Below are 17,411 nucleotides of genomic sequence, written 5' to 3'. Positions count from 1 at the left end.
CTTACCAATGCTGGTCCAGATAGCGGGCCAGCAACCCCAGACACAGCAGCCAGAGTAAAATGATCATCGCCGCCGCCATGCGGCCGGTGGGGTTGTCGACGCGTTTTTGCGCCTTCTCGCGCAGCTCGGCCATCAGCGGCTTGGGGATCAGGCGAACCGCCAGCATGATGCCCAACGGCACGATGATCACATCGTCCAGATAGCCCAACACCGGAATAAAATCCGGGATCAAATCGATCGGCGAGATCGCATAGCCGGCCACCAGCAGCGCGATCAGCTTGACGTACCACGGGGTGCGCTTATCACGGGCGGCCAGCCACAGCGCGTAAATATCGCGCTTGATGCCTTTGGCCCAACGGCGCAGCCAGCCGAACCACGGCGTGCGTTTTTTCAGTGAAATCATGATTACTTCATATAAGAACGTAAAACGGTCATCAATTGCTCGATGTCCTGCTCGCGCTGCTGCGGCGTAGCGTCCGCGGCAGCCAGATGTTCGCGCACATGCCCTTCCAGCACCTGCGCCATCAAACCGTTGACCGCGCCGCGCACCGCCGCGATCTGCTGCAGAACAGCCGAACATTCGCCGCCGCTCTCCAGCGCGCGTTCCAGCGCTTCGGCCTGCCCTTTAATGCGGCGCACCCGCGCCAACAGCTTCTTTTGATCTCTGTGGGTATGGCTCATCATTTCCGCCTGATTGTTATTTACTATACTGGGGTATAGTATATTTCAGCACACTATCTTTTGCTGAGGAACTTCACCATGACGTCTCACGCGCCCGTTTTGCACCGCGAACACAGCCACGTTTTTGACGATGGTAACCCATTGGCCGAAAGAAACACCAGATGGGCGGTGATACTCACCGCCAGTATGATGGCTATCGAGATCGCCGGCGGCTGGCTGTTTAACTCGATGGCGCTGCTGGCCGACGGCTGGCACATGAGTTCGCACGCGCTGGCGCTGGGCCTGTCGGTGCTGGCTTACGGCGCCGCACGCCGGCTGGCCAAAGATCGCCGCTTTAGCCTCGGCACCTGGAAGATCGAAGTGCTGGCCGGTTACACCAGCGCGGTGTTGTTGGTGCTGGTGGCGGCGCTGATGCTGTTTCAGTCTGGGCAGCGGCTGCTGAATCCCAGCCCGATTCATTACAACGAAGCCATCGCCATCGGCGCGATCGGGCTGGCCGTCAACCTGCTCTGCGCCTGGCTGTTGCGCGGTGGCGGCCATCATCATCATCACGGGGATGACCACGACGACACTCATCATGACCTCAACCTGCGTTCCGCCTATGTTCACGTGCTCGCCGACGCCGCCACCTCGGTACTGACGCTCATCGCGCTGTTCGGCGGTAAGCTTTGGGGCGCCGCCTGGCTCGATCCGCTGATGGGCATCGTCGGCGCGGTGATGGTGGCCGCCTGGGCCTATAGCCTGATGCGCGATAGCGGAAAGATTTTGCTGGATGCCGAAATGGACGCCCCCGTGGCGCAAGACATCCGCCAGGCCCTGGCCGCTTCCGGCCACGCGCTCACGCTGACCGATCTGCATGTAGGCCGCATCGGCAAAGGAAAATATCATTGCGTCCTCGCCCTGAGCAGCGCCGATCGCGCCCTCACCGCCGATCGGGTGCGCCAACTGTTGGCCACGCATCCCGAACTGGTGCATGTCACTGTCGAGATCAACCGTCCGCCGTTGGCGCAAGGGGTTGTATTGTTCCACCGAAAAGATCTAGCTTAAGGGTCCGCGTTTATCGACAACTGGGAGTCATTATGGCTTTTCGTTTGTACAGCAACGATCTGCAGGACGGCGGCACAATGCCGCAGACGCAGGTCTTCAACGGCATGGGCTACCACGGCGATAACCTGTCGCCGCACCTGGCCTGGGACGGCGTGCCCGCCGGCACCAAGAGCTTCGTCGTCACCCTGTACGATCCCGATGCCCCGACCGGCTCTGGCTGGTGGCACTGGGTGGTGGCCAATATTCCGGCCGACGTGCGTGAGCTGCCGCAGGGCGCAGGCTCCGGTAAAGCGCCGCTGCCGAGCGCCGCGCTGCAAACCCGTACCGACTTCGGCTCGACCGGTTACGGCGGCGCAGCGCCGCCGAATGGCGAAAGCCACCGCTATCAGTTCACCGTGCATGCGCTGGACGTAGAAAGCATTGAGGTGGATGAAGGTTCCAGCGGCGCGCTGGTGGGCTTTAACGTGCATTTCCACAGCCTCGGCAGCGCCACGCTGACAGTGATGTTCAACTGATCTCCCACCCATAAAAAAGCGCGGCTCAACCGAACCGCGCTTTTTCCATACTCGTCTGACCGCCGAATTACTTCGCCAGCACGCTGACCCACATCGGGCCTTTGCCCACCGGATAACGTGCCAGCGTGGTCAGCTCGCCGCTGGCCTGGTCAATTTCATGCACCGCGATGTGATCGGACTTCTGGCCGGACGAAATCACGAAGCGGCCGCTGTGATCGATATTGAAACCGCGCGGCTGCGTTTCGGTCGGATAATAGCCGACCACGCTCAGCGTGCCGCCGTCTTCGGAAACGCTGAAGAGGGTCAGAATGCTGGCGGTGCGATCGCTGGTGTACAGGAAACGGCCGTTCGGCGTGATATGAATGTCCGCCGCCCAGCGGGTGCCGTCGAAGTCGGCCGGCATGATATCCAGCGTCTGCGTCACGGTGTATTTGCCGCCGTTTTCCGAAATGGCCAGCACGTCCACCGTGCCGTTCAGCTCATTGACGCAGTAAGCGAACTTATCGTTGTGGTGGAATGCCATATGGCGCGGACCGGCGCCGGCGGCGATAGCCACCGCCTCCTGCACGTGCGGCGTCAGCTGGCCCGCCAGGCTCAGGTTGAACAGGCGGATGCGGTCCTCTTTCAGACACGGCACCAGCACCAGTTGGTTGGTCGGGTCGATGTTCGCCGAGTGCGGCGCGTTCAGGCCGTCAATCTGCTGAATAGGCGCCGTCACCACGCCGTCGTGGCCGATCGGGCTGATGCTGGCGCAGTTGCCGCTGTAGGAGGCGGAGAACAGGTAACGCCCCTGCAGATCGGTGGAGATATGGGTCGGGCTGCCCGGCAACGGCGCCATGCCCGCCTGCTGCAGCGTGCCGTCCGCCTCGATACGGTAGCTGACGATGCCGAACGCCGGACGCACGCCGACGTACAGGTGGGTCTTGTCCGGATGAAGGGTCATCGGCTGCACCTGGCCCGGCACGTCAACGGTTTGCAGCAGCGCCAGCGCGCCGGCGTCGTCCAACTGCCAGACGTGGATCTGCTGGCTCTCCGGGCTGGCGACATAAACGATTTGCTTCATGTGTTCTCCTTGCAAAGGGTAAAAGAGGAACCGGTTTCAGGCCGTTCGATTGCTCCTAGCTTACCGCACATCCGTCGCATGGCAACCCTGCTTAGCACCGGATGTTCACGCGGTTTTCTCCGTTGGCTATCCGGTGTACCATCGGATTAATTTTATGGCTAACGATAACGAGAACCCTATGAGCTACCGCGTCATCGCCCTCGATCTTGACGGCACCCTGCTGGACAATCAAAAACGCATCTTACCGCAGTCGCTGGAAGCGCTGGCGCAGGCGCGCGCCGCCGGCGTCCAGGTGGTGGTGGTCACCGGCCGCCATCACGTCGCCATCCATCCGTTCTACCAGGCGCTGCAGATAGACACGCCGGCCATCTGCTGCAACGGCACCTACCTGTATGATTTTCAGCAGAAAAAGGTGCTGGCCGCCGATCCGCTGGCGAAAGATCAGGCCAAACAGGTGCTGCAGATGCTCAAACAGACCGACATTCACGGGCTGATGTACGTTGACGACGCCATGCTGTATCAGGAACCGAGCGGCCACGTGACCCGCTCGCTGGCCTGGGCCGAAACCCTGCCGGCGGCACAGCGCCCAACGCTGCTGCAGGTCGGCAGCCTGGCGCAGGCGGCCGACGACGCGCAGGCGATCTGGAAATTCGCCACCTCGCACGCCGATATTCCGGCGCTGCGCGAGTTTGCCGACACGGTGGAGAAAGAGCTGGGGCTAGCGTGCGAATGGTCCTGGCACGATCAGGTGGATATCGCCAAAGGCGGCAACAGCAAAGGCAAGCGCCTGCGCCAATGGGTGGAATCGCAGGGACTGAGCATGGATCAGGTGGTGGCGTTCGGCGACAACTACAATGATATCAGCATGCTGGAAGCGGTCGGTTTGGGCGTGGCGATGGGCAACGCCGATGACGCGATCAAGGAACGCGCCGATCTGGTGATCGCCGATAACCTGCAGCCGGGCATCGCCGAGGTGATCCGCACCCGCGTACTCTAGTCTTTTCGCCCTCCCGCCGGGAGGGCCTGTCTTAGCGGCTCTCGCGGCTGATCGACACGCTCTTCACCTGCGCGTACAGCCACTGCCCGGGGCGGATCGCCAGTTCGTCTCGCGCCCACGGCGTGATGCGCGCCCACAGCACGTGTTCCCCGACCGCCAGCTTCACTTCCACCTGCCCGCCCACGTCCAGACACTCGCTGACCTTGGCCGGCAACACGTTGCGAATGCTGCTGTTGACCGGCGGTTGCAGCACCAGCGAGACGTCGGCGGCGTTGATACGAATGCGCAGTTGGGTGCCCAGTTCGGCGTCGATGCCGCTGACCCACAGCCGCTGATCGCCGAGCGCCAGCGCGGTCATGGCATAGCGTTGATGATGCTCAATCACGCTGACGCGCAGCACGCTGCTCTGATCTTCACGCTGCAGCCACGGCCGCAGCGCGCTGCTGGCCCAGACGGCTTCCAGCCCGCCGAACGCGCGCACCTCGCCGCGATCCAGCACCATCACCTGCTCGGCCAGACGCAGGATCTCGTCCAGGCTGTGGCTGACGTAGAGGATAGGGATGTTGACGTCCTGCGCCAGCCGCTCCAGATACGGCAGCAGCTCGCGTTTGCGCGGCAGATCGAGCGAGGCCAGCGGTTCGTCCATCAGCAGCAGTTCCGGCGCGGTCAGCAGCGCGCGGCCGATCGCCACCCGCTGTTTTTCACCGCCGGAGAGCGTCAGCGGCAGCCGATTGAGCAGTGGCCCGATGCCCAACAGCTCGACAATGGTATTGAACTGCGCGCGCATGCCGGCCGCCATGCCGTACTGCAGGTTGCCGCGCACCCGATAATGCGGGAACAGGCGCGCATCCTGAAATACATAGCCGATACGGCGCTTTTCCGGCGGCAGGCAGAGACCGGTAGCGGTATCCACCAGCGTGCGGCCATTGAGCGCGATACGCCCCTGTTGCAAACGGGTCAGGCCGCCGATGGCGTTGATCAATGAAGTTTTACCCGCGCCGGACAGGCCGAAAATCGCGGTGATGCCCTGCGCCGGCAAATCGGCGCGGACGTTGAGATTAAGGTCGCCCAGCTGCTGCGAGAAATCCAGCTCCAGCATTTACCCCCCCATCCGTTTGCGGCCCCAGCGGGCCAGCCATTCGGACACCATCAGGGAAGTCAGCGACAGCACGATGGCGATCGCGCACAGACGCGCGGCGGCGGCTTCCGCCCCCGGCGTTTCGATCAGCGTATACATCGCCAGCGGAATGGTGCGGGTTTCACCGGGAATGTTGGAGACAAAGGTGATGGTGGCGCCGAACTCCCCCAGCGAACGGGCAAAGGCCAGCACCACGCCGACAATGACGCCGGGCAGCGACAGCGGCAGCGTGATGGTGAAAAACACCCGCCACGGGTTGGCGCCCAGCGTGCGCGCCGCCTGCTCCAGCCGGGTATCCACCGCCTCCAGCGCCAGCCGGATGGCACGCACCATCAGCGGAAACGCCACCACCGCCGATGCCAGCGCGGCGCCGCGCCAGCTAAAGCTGAAGCTGAAGCCGAACCAGTCGTACAGCCACTCGCCGATGACGCCGCGCCGCCCCATGGCGATCAGCAGCAAATAGCCGACCACCACCGGCGGCAGCACCAGGGGCAGGTGAATGACGCCGTCCAGCAGCGCCTTGCCGGGAAAGCGGCAACGCACCAGCACCCAGGCCATCAGAATGCCGAACGGCAGGCTGCAGACCACCGCCAAACCGGAGACTTTCAGGCTCAGCTCAACCGCCTGCCACTCGTACTCACTCAGGATCATTTACGCGGGGTGAATCCATAATGTTCAAAAATAGCGGCCGCTTCCGGGCCCTTCAGATAGGTATAGAAAGCGCTGACCGTCGGATTTTGACGATCTTTCACCATCGCCATCGGATATTCAACCGGTTTGTGGCTGTCTTCCGGGAACACGCCTACCACTTTCACCTTGTCGCTGGCGACCGCGTCGGAGCCGTAGACGATGCCGAGCGGCGCTTCACCGCGCTCCACCAGCGCCATCGCGCTGCGCACGTTGTTGGCGCGCGCCAGTTTCGGCTCCAGCGCGCGCCAGGCGCCCAGATGCTCCAGCGCCTCTTTGGCGTAGATGCCGGCCGGCACGTGATCCGGATCGCCCACCGCCAGGCGGCCGCCGCTGAGCAACTTGGCCCAGTCGGTCTGCTTGTCGATGGCGATCTTGTCTTGTTTATCGCTCTTGGCGGCGATCAGCACCAGCTCGTTGCCCAGCAGCGTGTAACGGGTGTCTTTCACCATCTGCTGCTTGTCGATGGCGTAATCCATCCACTGCTGATCGGCGGAGATGAACAGATCGGCCGGGGCGCCCTGCTCAATTTGGCGCGCCAGCGTAGAAGACGACGCGAAGGAGGAAACCACCTGCACGTCCTTGCCTTTTTGATATTGGGTGGCGATGTCCTGCAGCGCGTTGGTCAGCGACGCGGCGGCGAACACGGTGATCTTTTCCGCCGCCGAGGCCTGAGCCACCAGGCCCGATGCCAAAACGATCCCGCCAACCCATTGGGTCCATTGCTGTTTCATTGTTTTTCTCCGCAAGTTAACGTGCATTATCACTCTTCGTTATATAAAAAATAATATAACGTGGCGCGAAAGCTTGTCATGCGGTTTATCGGCAAAGCGTGAGATAACTTGAGGAATGCCCGCCGGGCGATGCCGACGGGTATCGGGATAGGGAACGGTCAGTGCTGGGTGCGGTTTTCTTTCGAACGGCCCACTTTGGAGAAGACGTTGAACACTTCGCCAAAACCGTAGATCAGACCGAGAATGAGCGCCATGACCACCGGCACCATCACCACGGCGAATAACAGACTTTTCAATAATTCCAACATGATAGCCTCGCTTAACTGCCCATTGAGCGGCAAATGCCTTTCACCGCATATCGGGTTATTCTAACCCAAAAAAATCGCTAAAACCGGAGTTATTTTAGCCAGCGAGGCGAAATTGTGATCGGCCAAACGTGCCCTTTTGACCGATCTCATCCTGCCGCGGGGTAATAGATCAGCGGCGGCGCATAGCCTTCGGGCGCCGCCAGCCGGGCCTCCACCCCGTATACCGCGCGAATGTGCTCCGGCGTCAGCGCCTGCTGCGGCGTGCCCGCCGCACAGATCCCGCCCCGCTGCAGCAGCGCGACCCGATCGCAATAACAGGCCGCCAGATTCAGATCGTGCAGCGTCACCACCACGCTGAGCTTCAGCCGCCGCAGCAATGCCATAAACTGCTGCTGATGAGCGATATCCAGGTGGTTGGCGGGTTCGTCCAGCAGCAGCCACGGCGTTTGCTGCGCCAGCGCGCGCGCCAGGTGCACCCGCTGCTGTTCACCGCCGGACAGCCGCTGCCAATCGCGATCGGCCAGGTGGCTGATGCCCACCTGCTCCATCGCCTGCCCGGCGAGGCGGCGATCCTCGGTACCAAAACCGCGCCAGCGGCCGATATGGGCCAGACGCCCCAACAATACTGCCTCCTTCACCGGCAGCGCGAAGGTGCCGGGGGCGGATTGCTCGAGAAAAGCGATGCGCCTGGCGCGTTCCCGCGCGGAAAACGCGGCGATCTCGCGCCCTTCCAGCCAAACGCGGCCGCCGGCGGCGGGCTGCAGCCCGGCCAACAGCTTGAGCAGCGTGGATTTACCGCTGCCGTTGACGCCGAGCACGCCGGTGATCTCACCGGGCAAGGCGCAGAAACTGAGGTTTTCCAGCACCGTGCGCGCGCCCACTCGCCAACTTACCCCCTCGGCGCACAGACCGGATTGCGTTTTTTCAACCGTCATGCATTGACCTTCCGATACAGCAACAGCAGGAATACCGGCACTCCCAATAGCGCCGTCAACACGCCGACCGGCAGTTCGCGCGGAGCAAACAGCGTTCTGGCCAGCGTGTCCGCCGCCACGGCGAACAAAGCGCCGCACAGCGCGCTGGCCGGCAACAGCTGACGATGCCGCGAGCCGACCAGCCGCCGGGCGACGTGCGGCACCGTCAACCCGATAAACCCCACCGCGCCGCTGAACGCGACGATCGCCGCCGTTAGCGCGGTGGTCGCCACATACAGCAGCAGCTTCAGCGGGGCCACCGCCACCCCCAGCGAAGCGGCGGTCACGCCGCCGAACGCCAGCGCGTCCAGCTCACCCGCCCGCAGCCAGCAAAGCAGCAGCGTCGCCGCCAGCGCCAGCCCGCACAGCCCGACCTGTGGCCAGCGCGCGTCGCTGAACGATCCCAGCAGCCAGAACATCACGCCGCGCGTGGCGTTGGCGTCTGCCTGCCAGAGGGTGATCAGCGAAGTCAGTGCGGAGAGCAGTTGCGTCACCGCCACCCCGGCCAGAATAAACAGCGTGGGCTCCCCCTGCAGCGAACGCCCGGCCAGCAACATCACCAGCGCAAACGCCCCCAGCGCGCCGCTAAACGCCCCGCCGGACACCGACAGCAGGCCGCCCCCCAGCCCCAATACCAGCACCGTCACCGCCCCCACGCCCGCGCCGGAGGAGATCCCCAGCACCCAGGGATCGGCCAGCGGGTTGCGGGTCAGCGACTGCAGCACGGTGCCCGCCAACGCCAGCCCGGCGCCGGCCAGCGCCGCCAGCAGCGCGCGCGGCATCCGCAGCGACCAGATGATGCGCTGATACACCTCGGCATCGGTCGCCGCACCGCCGCTGACGCCGCATACGATGCGCCAGGCGTCGTGCCACGCGATCGGCGCAGGCCCCGACAAGGTGGCGCTCAGCAGGGCCATCGGCAGCGCCGCCGCCAGCAACAGCAACCAGCCGGCCTCACGGCCGGGCAGTAACCGCCGGCTCATGCTATTTCCAGCCTGCGATCACATAGTCGTCCAACAGCTGCCACACCGTCCCCGCCTCGCTGAAACCGGCCTGCCTGAGGGCCGCGAGCTGGAAATCCACCGGCGTCGGCGGCGGCACCGGGCGGCCGGCGAATAGCGCCTCACGCTCGGCCTGATAAGCGGCCAACGCCGGCAATTGCAGCGCGCCGGCGAACCAGCGATCCCAATCCTCGACGCCGTTGTCCCAGGCGCGTTGCTGGGTCTGCTCATCGTGCCGCTCGGCCAACGCCTTCAGCCGTGGCTGACGGTGGTCATAGCGCTGATGATCGGCATTGAGGAATACGCCGCCGTCGGCCAACAGCCCGGCGACGTTGCGGTACAGCGCCAGTTGCTGCTCCGGCATCAGCCAGTGCAGCGCCGTGCTGGACACCGCCGCCTGCGGCGCGGGGCCGGACAGCGCGGAAAAACAGGCAGGATCCGCCAGATCGGCCTGAAAAATGCGGATCCGATCGCCATACTCCGCCAGTGCGCCGCGCGCCACCGCCAGCAGCAACGGATCGAGATCGATAGCGGTTACCCTGGCCTGCGGAAAGCGCTGCAAAATGCGCAGGCTCAGCGATCCCGGACCACAGGCTAGATCCACCACGTGAAAATCCTGGCCGGCGGCCAGCGCCAGCACCTCCAGCTGGGCGTTAAAACGCGCTTCCCGCTCGGCGATGTAGGCCGCCTGCTGGCGATCCCAGGAGTCCAGCAGCGAAGATAATGAAACGGCAGTCATATCAAGGTTCCTTGTTGGAAAAAGTCGCAGCCTGCGGCGGCAAGGCCGCCAGGCCTCGAATCAAACGGCCCAGCGCCGCCACGGTGCGGGCGGAAGGGTCCATGTCGTAACCGGGGAGGATCACGTAGCGCCGCTGACGCACGGCGCGCAGCGTAGCGGTCAGCGGGTGATGCTCCAGAAAGGCGATCTTGTCGGCCGCGCTGTCCCCGAAGCCGCCGCGCGGCAGATCGCCAAGCACGATCGCATCCGGATCGCGGGCGGCGATAACCTCCCAGGATACCGTCGGCCACAGCTCGGGCCGATCGCCGAACAGGTTCTCGCTGCCGACGCTTCGGCTCAGCAAACCTGGTGCGCCGCAGCAGCCCGCCACGTAGGGCGTCTGCGTGCCGGCATACCACCACAGCAGACGTAAATGCGGCAGCGGCGCGCGCTGCGCCTCAAACGCCTGGAGTTGCCCACGTAGCCGCGCGATCGGCGCTTCACCGCCGCGGCTGACGTTGAAAATGCGCGCCAGCTCCCGCAGCTCGGTGAAGATGTCTTCAAACGTCAGCGCAGCGGCGATCGCGCTTTGCTGGCCGCTGCAGGCGCCGGGAGAGAGGTAAGTGCCGATGCCCCATTCCGCCAGCCGCGTCCGATCGGGCGTTTCCGGGCTGTGCAGCCAGTAATAGCTGGCCGAATAGACAAAATCCGGCCGCATCAGCAGCAACGCTTCCGCCGTGGGCGGCGCCGGGCTGGTGGGCGCCCGCAGCGCATCGGCCGACGCCGTCGGCGCGGGATCGCGCATGCGGTCATACCCGACCACGCCGATTGCACGGGCGGCCAGCCCCAGCGCCAGCAGGTTTTCCAGCGCCGGATTGGCATAAACCAGCACCCGCTGCGGCGGCTGCGGGTAATCGCGCGTGACCCCGCAATTTTGCAGGCTGACGCTATCGGCACGCAGCGGCACGCCCCCGCCCAACCCCAGGGCGCACAACAACAGGCAAAGCCGGCGTTTCACGCCGTCAGAACCTGACCGACACGAAGGTTTCATAGCTGCGCGGCGGCGCGATCAGCGCCTGATCCGGGTAGGTGCGCTGATAGGCGTACAGCTGGTTGGTGGCGTTGCGAATGCGGAAACCGACATCGACGATCGGCGTCAGCTGATAATCCGCCGCCAGATCGAGCGTGGTGTACGAGCGCATCTTGCGCTGGTTGGCGTCGTCGTTATAACTGCTGCCGACGTAGCGCAGCGAAGAAGCCAGCCCCAGGCGCGCCGTCGCCTGATAATGCACGCTGAGGTTGGCGGTCCAGTCCGGGATATAGGCCGGGCGATTGCCGTTGTAGCTGCGCAGCGGGCTACCGCCGCGATAGTCGTCGTAGCGGGCGTGCGTGTAGGCGGCGTTGCCGGCCAGCTCCCAACGATCGTCGGGACGCAGCACCACGCCAAGCTCGATGCCGCGCGACGTCTGCCTACCTACCGCGTTCAACGCATCCGGCCGCTGCGCGTCGGGCACAAACAGGTTGTCCTTGCGCAGTTCGTACAGCGCCAGCGTCGCCTCTCCCTTGTTATCCCAAAACTGCCCTTTGGCGCCGGCCTCCCACTGGCGCGCTCGCGTCAGCGGCAGATCGGTCTGCGTCGGGCTGAGGAAGAACAGATCGTTGCCCGGCTCCTGGCCGGTGGTGTAGTTGGCGTAAAGCGTGAGGTTATCGGTCAGTGCATAGCTGGGGCCCAGGCTCCAGGTGCTGAAAACGTAGGTGCGCGCGCGGCTCTCTTCCTGCGGCCCCTGGAAGCGCCAATCCATGTTCATATGGTTGTAGCGCAGCTGGCCCAGCAGCGCTAAACGCTCGGTCAGGCTGAAGCGGTCTTCAAGAAAGGCGGCGTACTGATTCTGAGTGACGTGGCGCACCGGCGCACGCTGGCTGGCAGTGCCCTGAGCGAACGGCTCTCTGGGCGGCGCGCCGAGCGGCACGTCCTCGGAGCCGGGGAAACCGTTGGAGTAGTACTGAAAATGCCGCTTGCTCAGATCGAAGCCGACCAGTAACCGATTATCGAAACCGGCGATAGCGCGATCGAACACCAGCGAACTGCGGTTGCCGATCAGATCGTCGTCGTGCGCCAGAGCGCCGAAAGAGTCGCGGTTGACGTCGCCGGGCCGGGCCGCCGCCGCGACGCGGAAACGCTCGACGTTGCGCCATTCGCGAAAGCCGCTGTAGTAATAGAATTGGTTATGCCACTCCACTTCGGGCGTCATAAACCAGTCCAGACTGGCCTGAAATGCGGTGGCGTTGCTCTGGATACGGCTGTCGGTCAGGTTGTTGTAATTGATGTCGCGCAGCTCGCCGGCAATGCGCCCATTCAGCAGCGGCGTGCCGTAGTAAGGGTTGTTGGTGCGGTTGAGCATGCGGTCCAGGCTCAGCGTCAGCAACGCTTCGTCCGTCAATTTAAACAGCAGCGAGCCGGAAACCCGCTTCTGCCGATCGCGTTCATACTGCACGTTGCTGCCGCTGTCGTTGCCGCTGACGTCCAACCGGTACGCCACCGCATCGTCCACCAGCGCGCCGCCGGCCCCCAGATGCAGACGCTGGCTGCGGTAGCTGCCGAAGCCATAATCAAGCTCAACCGGCTGGCGGCTGAAGGTTGGCCGCCGCGAGATCAGGTTGACGCTGCCGCCCGCGGCGCTCAGCCCGTTCAATGCAGACCCCGGCCCGCGCAGTACCTCGATGCTGTCGTAATGCGCCGGATCGCCCAGTTGCAGCGTGCTGCCGGGCATCTCTACGCCGTTATACAGCCAGGCGATCGGCCGAAAACCGCGTGCGGAAAAGTTGTTGGACAACGTTGGCGAAGCGACGCCGGACAGACCGGTGGCGTGCTCGACGGCGGCGGCCAGCGAGCGATCGCCCCGCTGTTGGATCGCCCGCGCGCTGATGATATCGACGCTGCGCGGCGTCTCCCGAGCGCTCAGCCCGAGCTGTGACGCGCTGCGGCTCACGGCGTTCAACGCATCGTAACGCCCGGCGGGGGCTGCCGCCTCCACGGTGAGATGTTCTTCACATCCCGTGGCATTGCGGGCTTTATCGCAGTCGGCGGCGAAAGCCAGCGGCGCCGCCAGTGCACCGCCGACCCAGGCGGCGGCGAGGCATAAAGATTTCCTGGGCGCGTGAAGGCGCCGGCGTGTCGTACTCATATGGAGCATCCCTGTGGTGAAATAAAAATCGGCCGCAGCCGGAATAAAGCTTTATCGTTTCTTGTTATGTTATATTATTACAATATTGCAATACCAGTCTTTATTGCCCCGCTCTCCCACGCACGGCGTTTGGCGCTTTGCCGCCAAATCGGCGACAATAAGATTTTTGCTGCCGACAGGATGTGCGCAATGCAGGCCGAAATTCTTCTGACTCTCAAACTCCAGCAAAAGCTGTTCGCCGATCCGCGCCGCATCGCGCTGCTGAAACAGGTGCAGCACACCGGCTCCATCAGCCAGGGCGCCAAACTGGCGGGCATCAGCTACAAAAGCGCCTGGGACGCCATCAATGAGATGAACCAACTGGCGGAACACACGGTGGTGGACCGCGCCACCGGCGGCAAAGGCGGCGGCGGCGCGCAGCTGACGCACTACGGCCAACGGTTGATCCAGCTGTACGATCTGCTGGGCCAGGTGCAGCAAAAGGCCTTCGACGTGTTGCAGCAGGACGATCTGCCGCTCGACAGCCTGCTGGCGGCCATCTCGCGCTTCTCGCTGCAAACCAGCGCGCGCAATCAGTTCTTCGGCACCGTGATCGAACGCGATCATCAGCAGGTGCAGCAGCACCTGGCGATTTTGTTGAACGACGGCACCACTCGCCTGACGGCGGCCATCACCCAGCAAAGCGCCGACCGGCTGCAACTGGTGCCCGGCAAAGAGGTGCTGGCGCTGATCAAAGCGCCCTGGGTGCGGTTAAGCATCGAGACGGGGGAGCATACCGGTGCGGATAACGCGCTGGCGGGCGTGGTAGCCGGCATTCAGCCGGGGGCCGAACACAGCGAGGTGCTGGTGACGCTGGCGGGGGGCGAAACCCTGTGCGCCACCCTGACGACGGCGGAGTTACAGCGCCTGCAGCTGAGCGTCGGTACCGCCGTACACGCCCTGTTCAACGCCGACCACGTGATTGTCGCCACGTTGTGTTAAGCGCAACGTAACGTTGCGTTTTTGCTGATTGACATCACCGTGCAATGCGCCTATTTCTAAGGCAAATAATTGCAAAAAAAGGAACAGGTGATGTCATCGTTGCACATTTCGCAAGGTTCATTCCGCTTAAGCGATACCCGTACCCTGACGCTGGATACACTGGCGATCCAGGCCGGCGACAGCTGGGCCTTCGTCGGCGCCAACGGCAGCGGCAAATCCGCCCTGGCGCGCGCGCTGGCCGACGAACTGGTTCTGCTGAGCGGTGAACGCCGCAGCGACTTTCAGCATGCGGTGCGCATCTCCTTCGAACAGCTGCAAAAAATGGTCAGCGACGAGTGGCAACGCAACAACACCGACCTGCTCAGCGCGGACGAGGACGATACCGGCCGCACCGCGGCGGAGATCATTCAGGAAGAGGTGAAAGACGCCGCGCGCTGTGAGCGGCTAGCCGCGCAGTTCGGCATCACCGCCCTGCTGACCCGCCGCTTTAAATACCTCTCCACCGGCGAAACGCGCAAGACCCTGCTGTGCCGGGCGCTGATGCCCGAGCCTGACCTGCTGATCCTCGACGAACCCTTCGACGGGCTGGACGTGCACTCGCGCGCACAGCTCGCCGCGTTGCTGAGCGAGCTTTCCTCCCAGGGCCAGACCGTGGTGCTGGTGCTCAACCGGTTCGACGAAATACCGGATTTTGTCCGGCAGGTGGGCGTGCTGGCGGACTGCACCCTAACCAGCCGCGGGCCGCGCAGCCAGGTGATGGCGGACGCGCTGGTGGCGCAGCTGGCGCACAGCGAAAACCTCAGCGGGCTGGCGCTGCCGGAAACCGAGGATCCGACGCAAAAAGTAGCCCTGCCGACGGACCGGCCGCTGATCGTCCTGCGCGACGGCGTGGTCAGCTATAACGATCGGCCGATCCTCAATCACCTCAACTGGCAGGTTAACCCCGGCGAGCACTGGCAAATCATCGGCCCGAACGGCGCCGGAAAATCCACGCTGCTCAGCTTGATCACCGGCGATCATCCACAGGGCTACAGCAACGATCTGACGCTGTTCGGCCGCCGTCGCGGCAGCGGGGAAACCATCTGGGAGATCAAGCGCCATATCGGCTACGTCAGCAGCAGTCTGCATCTGGATTATCGCGTCAACACCAGCGTGCGCAACGTGGTGCTGTCGGGGTTCTTCGATTCGATCGGCATTTATCAGGCGGTCTCGGATCGTCAGCGGCAGCTGACCGAGCAATGGCTGGCGCTGCTCGGGCTCGACGGCGCGCGCGGTGATGCCCCGTTCCATAGCCTTTCCTGGGGCCAACAGCGGCTGGCGCTGATCGCCCGTGCGCTGGTGAAACACCCGGCGCTGCTGATCCTCGACGAACCGCTGCAAGGGCTGGATCCGCTCAATCGCCAGCTGGTGCGCCGCTTCATCGACGTGCTGATCGGCCAGGGCGCCACCCAGTTGCTGTTCGTTTCGCACCATGCCGAAGACGCGCCGCAGTGCATCACTCACCGTCTCAGCTTCGTGCCCGACGGCGAGGGCGGCTACGGCTATCAACACCAGCAGCTGGAGGCGGCCTCCGCCTGAAACGCGGCGTAAACATATCCGGCAACACTTCACCGCAGCACATCACATTTGGCCTTTTATCATAGAAAGAAAGAAGGCCATTTTCTGGAGACGCCATGTCCGCTGCGTTGATTATCATCGACCTGATCGAGGATCTGATCGGGCCCAAAGGGCGCGCCAACCACTGCCGTGAACAGGTGGTGGCAACCCACCTGCTCGCTAACGTCAATGCCGCCACGGCCTATGCCCGGGTGCGAAAAATTCCGGTGATCTGGGTGCGGGTGGGATTCGCCGACGATTATCATGATATCCCGCCCCACTCGCCGTTGTTCAACCATCTCAAGCAGATCGGTGCGCTGCGGCTAAATGGCCCGGGCTGCCGCTGGGTGCCCGAACTGTATCAGGAAGAGACCGATCTGCAGTTTGAAAAAACGGCGGTTAGCGCCTTCTCCGGTAACAATTTGTTAGCCTGGCTGCGGCAACATCGGTGCCACCATTTGCTGCTGGCGGGCATCAGCACGCCGCTCGCCATCGAAAGCACCGCGCGTCAGGCGCACGACGCCGGCTTTCAGGTGACCGTACTGCACGATCTGTGCGCAGCCCCTACGCAGGAGATCCACCAGCAGAGTCTGGATACATTGCAAAACCTGGCCGAAATCACCCGTTCGCAGGCATGGATGAAAGGCTGACCCGCATCGCCGCCGATCGTGTGGGCCGGCATCATGCACGAATGCATCACTGCCCCGACCTTTAGCGTCATCCTGGTGTGCTACTATCCGCTCTAGCGCTCAATTTCGCCATCATCGCACGCCGCAAAGGCGCTGAGCGCCGTGTACATATTTTAAAGGGACATATTATGTGGGGCGTACTGGCTGCTTCGTTATTTTTCTTGCCGTTTAACCGGCTGATAGCCTGGGTGATCCTGGCCGCCTCGGCGGGTATGGGGCTTTATCATGGGGTACTGACGCCGCTCAGCCTGAGTTATCTGCTGGCGATCGTAGCGCTAGCGGGGTTGCGTCACCATTTTCGCGCGCAGCGCAATCTGGCGATCGCGCTCGAAGGGTTGGTGGTCGCCGGCTGCGTGGCGCTGTTCTTGCATCTGGTGCCGGGCATCCACAACCAGCTGATGATCGACGGCGAAAGAGCCGGCCCGCTCAGCGCGCCGTTCACCATGTATTACAACTTCGATAAGGCGATGGTGCCCTTCCTGCTGTTCGCCTGCTTGCCCACGCTGTTTTCCGCCGAACCCGGCGGCAACGCCGGCAAAGTGGGCTGGATTGCGCTGCTGCTGGCCGTGCCGGCGCTGTTGCTGCTGGCCGTGGCGCTGGGCGGCTTAAAAATCGAGCTGCATGCGCCCGCCTGGATCCTGCCTTTCGTGATGGCGAACCTGTTCTTCGTCTGCATGGCCGAGGAAGCGCTGTTTCGCGGCTACCTGCAACAGCGCCTCAGCCAGTGGCTAGGCGCCTGGCCGGCGCTGATCGTCGCCTCCCTGGTGTTCGGCGCCGCACATTTGGCGGGCGGTATGCTGATGGTGATCTTCGCGACGCTGGCCGGGGTGATCTACGGCCTGGCGTGGATGTGGAGCGGCCGTCTGTGGGTGCCGATTCTGTTCCATTTCGGGCTTAATCTGACCCATCTGCTGTTCTTCACCTACCCGCTGTATCAGCATTCTTAACGGCTGACGCCGGCAGAGAGCCCCTTTCTGCCGGCTGGTCGGGTGAAAACGCTATCACTAGCACCTCACCGTATGACCTCAATCATGCCGCCCCCTGCTTTTCTCCGCCCGTACAGTGCTTTTCAATGAAGTGTAAACGATTCCATTTTT

At 63.4% G+C, this 17,411-nt stretch carries 19 protein-coding genes; 7 read left to right on the top strand and 12 right to left on the bottom strand.

The features are described 5' to 3' along the window. Position 1: 1 nt before the first annotated feature. Both ACSJLU_RS06240 and ACSJLU_RS06235 read right to left on the bottom strand, forming a co-directional pair. Positions 2 to 403 (bottom strand): YkvA family protein, encoded by a 402-nt coding sequence (locus tag ACSJLU_RS06240; protein ID WP_439041064.1) that lies wholly within the window; start codon positions 401 to 403, stop codon positions 2 to 4. A gap of 2 nt (positions 404 to 405) precedes the next feature. After that, positions 406 to 681, bottom strand: coding sequence for a metal/formaldehyde-sensitive transcriptional repressor (locus tag ACSJLU_RS06235; protein ID WP_025301915.1), 276 nt, complete (start codon positions 679 to 681; stop codon positions 406 to 408). 78 nt (positions 682 to 759) lie between these two features. Between ACSJLU_RS06235 and dmeF the strand changes: the two genes are divergently transcribed. Beyond that, positions 760 to 1,728, top strand: a complete 969-nt coding sequence (gene dmeF / locus ACSJLU_RS06230) for a CDF family Co(II)/Ni(II) efflux transporter DmeF (RefSeq protein WP_380825688.1) — start codon at positions 760 to 762, stop codon at positions 1,726 to 1,728. 32 nt (positions 1,729 to 1,760) lie between these two features. Beyond that, positions 1,761 to 2,243, top strand: coding sequence for a kinase inhibitor (locus tag ACSJLU_RS06225; protein WP_099816705.1), 483 nt, complete (start codon positions 1,761 to 1,763; stop codon positions 2,241 to 2,243). 67 nt (positions 2,244 to 2,310) lie between these two features. Here ACSJLU_RS06225 and pgl read toward each other — a convergent pair whose 3' ends face one another. Further along, a complete protein-coding gene (gene pgl / locus ACSJLU_RS06220; protein ID WP_193402687.1) occupies positions 2,311 to 3,306 on the bottom strand; it encodes a 6-phosphogluconolactonase in 996 nt (331 codons plus the stop codon). 178 nt (positions 3,307 to 3,484) lie between these two features. On the opposite strand from pgl, the gene ACSJLU_RS06215 reads away from it, so the two are divergent. Then, complete coding sequence (locus tag ACSJLU_RS06215) at positions 3,485 to 4,303, top strand: pyridoxal phosphatase (RefSeq protein WP_025160025.1); 819 nt, start codon at positions 3,485 to 3,487, stop codon at positions 4,301 to 4,303. 31 nt (positions 4,304 to 4,334) lie between these two features. On the opposite strand, the gene modC is transcribed toward ACSJLU_RS06215, so the two are convergent. The 9 genes from modC to ACSJLU_RS06170 form a co-directional block, all read right to left on the bottom strand. Continuing rightward, the gene (gene modC / locus ACSJLU_RS06210) at positions 4,335 to 5,402 is read right to left on the bottom strand and encodes a molybdenum ABC transporter ATP-binding protein ModC (RefSeq protein ID WP_049203786.1); all 1,068 of its coding nucleotides are present in this window, start codon (positions 5,400 to 5,402) and stop codon (positions 4,335 to 4,337) included. Next, a complete protein-coding gene (modB, locus tag ACSJLU_RS06205; RefSeq protein WP_380825682.1) occupies positions 5,403 to 6,092 on the bottom strand; it encodes a molybdate ABC transporter permease subunit in 690 nt (229 codons plus the stop codon). Next, the gene (modA, locus tag ACSJLU_RS06200) at positions 6,089 to 6,862 is read right to left on the bottom strand and encodes a molybdate ABC transporter substrate-binding protein (protein WP_167324908.1); all 774 of its coding nucleotides are present in this window, start codon (positions 6,860 to 6,862) and stop codon (positions 6,089 to 6,091) included. Before modA ends, modB begins: the two co-directional genes overlap by 4 nt. Before the next feature lie 158 nt (positions 6,863 to 7,020). Further along, positions 7,021 to 7,170: an AcrZ family multidrug efflux pump-associated protein gene (locus ACSJLU_RS06195; protein WP_004939813.1), complete on the bottom strand. Its 150-nt coding sequence runs from the start codon at positions 7,168 to 7,170 to the stop codon at positions 7,021 to 7,023. 146 nt (positions 7,171 to 7,316) lie between these two features. Continuing rightward, positions 7,317 to 8,078: an ABC transporter ATP-binding protein gene (locus ACSJLU_RS06190; RefSeq protein WP_406675740.1), complete on the bottom strand. Its 762-nt coding sequence runs from the start codon at positions 8,076 to 8,078 to the stop codon at positions 7,317 to 7,319. Positions 8,079 to 8,101: 23 nt separating this feature from the next. Next, complete coding sequence (locus ACSJLU_RS06185; RefSeq protein WP_439041063.1) at positions 8,102 to 9,127, bottom strand: FecCD family ABC transporter permease; 1,026 nt, start codon at positions 9,125 to 9,127, stop codon at positions 8,102 to 8,104. A 1-nt stretch (position 9,128) separates the two neighbouring features. Further along, positions 9,129 to 9,884, bottom strand: a complete 756-nt coding sequence (locus ACSJLU_RS06180; protein WP_342096525.1) for a class I SAM-dependent methyltransferase — start codon at positions 9,882 to 9,884, stop codon at positions 9,129 to 9,131. Position 9,885: 1 nt separating this feature from the next. Then, complete coding sequence (locus ACSJLU_RS06175; protein ID WP_089195611.1) at positions 9,886 to 10,881, bottom strand: ABC transporter substrate-binding protein; 996 nt, start codon at positions 10,879 to 10,881, stop codon at positions 9,886 to 9,888. 4 nt (positions 10,882 to 10,885) lie between these two features. After that, entirely contained in the window at positions 10,886 to 13,048 is a 2,163-nt protein-coding gene (locus ACSJLU_RS06170) for a TonB-dependent receptor (RefSeq protein WP_025301904.1), read from the bottom strand. A 189-nt stretch (positions 13,049 to 13,237) separates the two neighbouring features. Here ACSJLU_RS06170 and modE point away from each other — a divergent pair, with 189 nt between their 5' ends. From modE to ACSJLU_RS06150, 4 genes are all read left to right on the top strand, one after another. After that, positions 13,238 to 14,029, top strand: coding sequence for a molybdenum-dependent transcriptional regulator (gene modE / locus ACSJLU_RS06165; protein WP_025301903.1), 792 nt, complete (start codon positions 13,238 to 13,240; stop codon positions 14,027 to 14,029). 90 nt (positions 14,030 to 14,119) lie between these two features. Next, complete coding sequence (gene modF / locus ACSJLU_RS06160; protein ID WP_380825672.1) at positions 14,120 to 15,607, top strand: molybdate ABC transporter ATP-binding protein ModF; 1,488 nt, start codon at positions 14,120 to 14,122, stop codon at positions 15,605 to 15,607. Between the two features lie 95 nt (positions 15,608 to 15,702). Continuing rightward, positions 15,703 to 16,275, top strand: coding sequence for a cysteine hydrolase family protein (locus tag ACSJLU_RS06155; protein ID WP_043136632.1), 573 nt, complete (start codon positions 15,703 to 15,705; stop codon positions 16,273 to 16,275). Between the two features lie 167 nt (positions 16,276 to 16,442). Then, entirely contained in the window at positions 16,443 to 17,261 is an 819-nt protein-coding gene (locus ACSJLU_RS06150) for a CPBP family intramembrane glutamic endopeptidase (RefSeq protein ID WP_049208981.1), read from the top strand. Positions 17,262 to 17,411: the final 150 nt, after the last annotated feature.

Source organism: Serratia bockelmannii (genome assembly GCF_051803255.1).
Classification (GTDB): domain Bacteria; phylum Pseudomonadota; class Gammaproteobacteria; order Enterobacterales; family Enterobacteriaceae; genus Serratia; species Serratia bockelmannii.
Note: the sequence above shows the minus strand (reverse complement) of the source record. Positions and strands in the feature narration are given on the sequence as shown.

Coding starts and splice junctions, on each gene's coding strand:
- modF (WP_380825672.1), top strand. CDS start 14,120: ATGTCATCGTTGCACATTTCGCAAGGTTCATTCCGCTTAAGCGATACC.
- dmeF (WP_380825688.1), top strand. CDS start 760: ATGACGTCTCACGCGCCCGTTTTGCACCGCGAACACAGCCACGTTTTT.
- modA (WP_167324908.1), bottom strand. CDS start 6,862: ATGAAACAGCAATGGACCCAATGGGTTGGCGGGATCGTTTTGGCATCG.
- ACSJLU_RS06170 (WP_025301904.1), bottom strand. CDS start 13,048: ATGAGTACGACACGCCGGCGCCTTCACGCGCCCAGGAAATCTTTATGC.
- ACSJLU_RS06155 (WP_043136632.1), top strand. CDS start 15,703: ATGTCCGCTGCGTTGATTATCATCGACCTGATCGAGGATCTGATCGGG.
- ACSJLU_RS06215 (WP_025160025.1), top strand. CDS start 3,485: ATGAGCTACCGCGTCATCGCCCTCGATCTTGACGGCACCCTGCTGGAC.
- ACSJLU_RS06235 (WP_025301915.1), bottom strand. CDS start 681: ATGAGCCATACCCACAGAGATCAAAAGAAGCTGTTGGCGCGGGTGCGC.
- ACSJLU_RS06225 (WP_099816705.1), top strand. CDS start 1,761: ATGGCTTTTCGTTTGTACAGCAACGATCTGCAGGACGGCGGCACAATG.
- ACSJLU_RS06185 (WP_439041063.1), bottom strand. CDS start 9,127: ATGAGCCGGCGGTTACTGCCCGGCCGTGAGGCCGGCTGGTTGCTGTTG.
- ACSJLU_RS06150 (WP_049208981.1), top strand. CDS start 16,443: ATGTGGGGCGTACTGGCTGCTTCGTTATTTTTCTTGCCGTTTAACCGG.
- ACSJLU_RS06180 (WP_342096525.1), bottom strand. CDS start 9,884: ATGACTGCCGTTTCATTATCTTCGCTGCTGGACTCCTGGGATCGCCAG.
- modE (WP_025301903.1), top strand. CDS start 13,238: ATGCAGGCCGAAATTCTTCTGACTCTCAAACTCCAGCAAAAGCTGTTC.
- modB (WP_380825682.1), bottom strand. CDS start 6,092: ATGATCCTGAGTGAGTACGAGTGGCAGGCGGTTGAGCTGAGCCTGAAA.
- ACSJLU_RS06195 (WP_004939813.1), bottom strand. CDS start 7,170: ATGTTGGAATTATTGAAAAGTCTGTTATTCGCCGTGGTGATGGTGCCG.
- modC (WP_049203786.1), bottom strand. CDS start 5,402: ATGCTGGAGCTGGATTTCTCGCAGCAGCTGGGCGACCTTAATCTCAAC.
- pgl (WP_193402687.1), bottom strand. CDS start 3,306: ATGAAGCAAATCGTTTATGTCGCCAGCCCGGAGAGCCAGCAGATCCAC.
- ACSJLU_RS06240 (WP_439041064.1), bottom strand. CDS start 403: ATGATTTCACTGAAAAAACGCACGCCGTGGTTCGGCTGGCTGCGCCGT.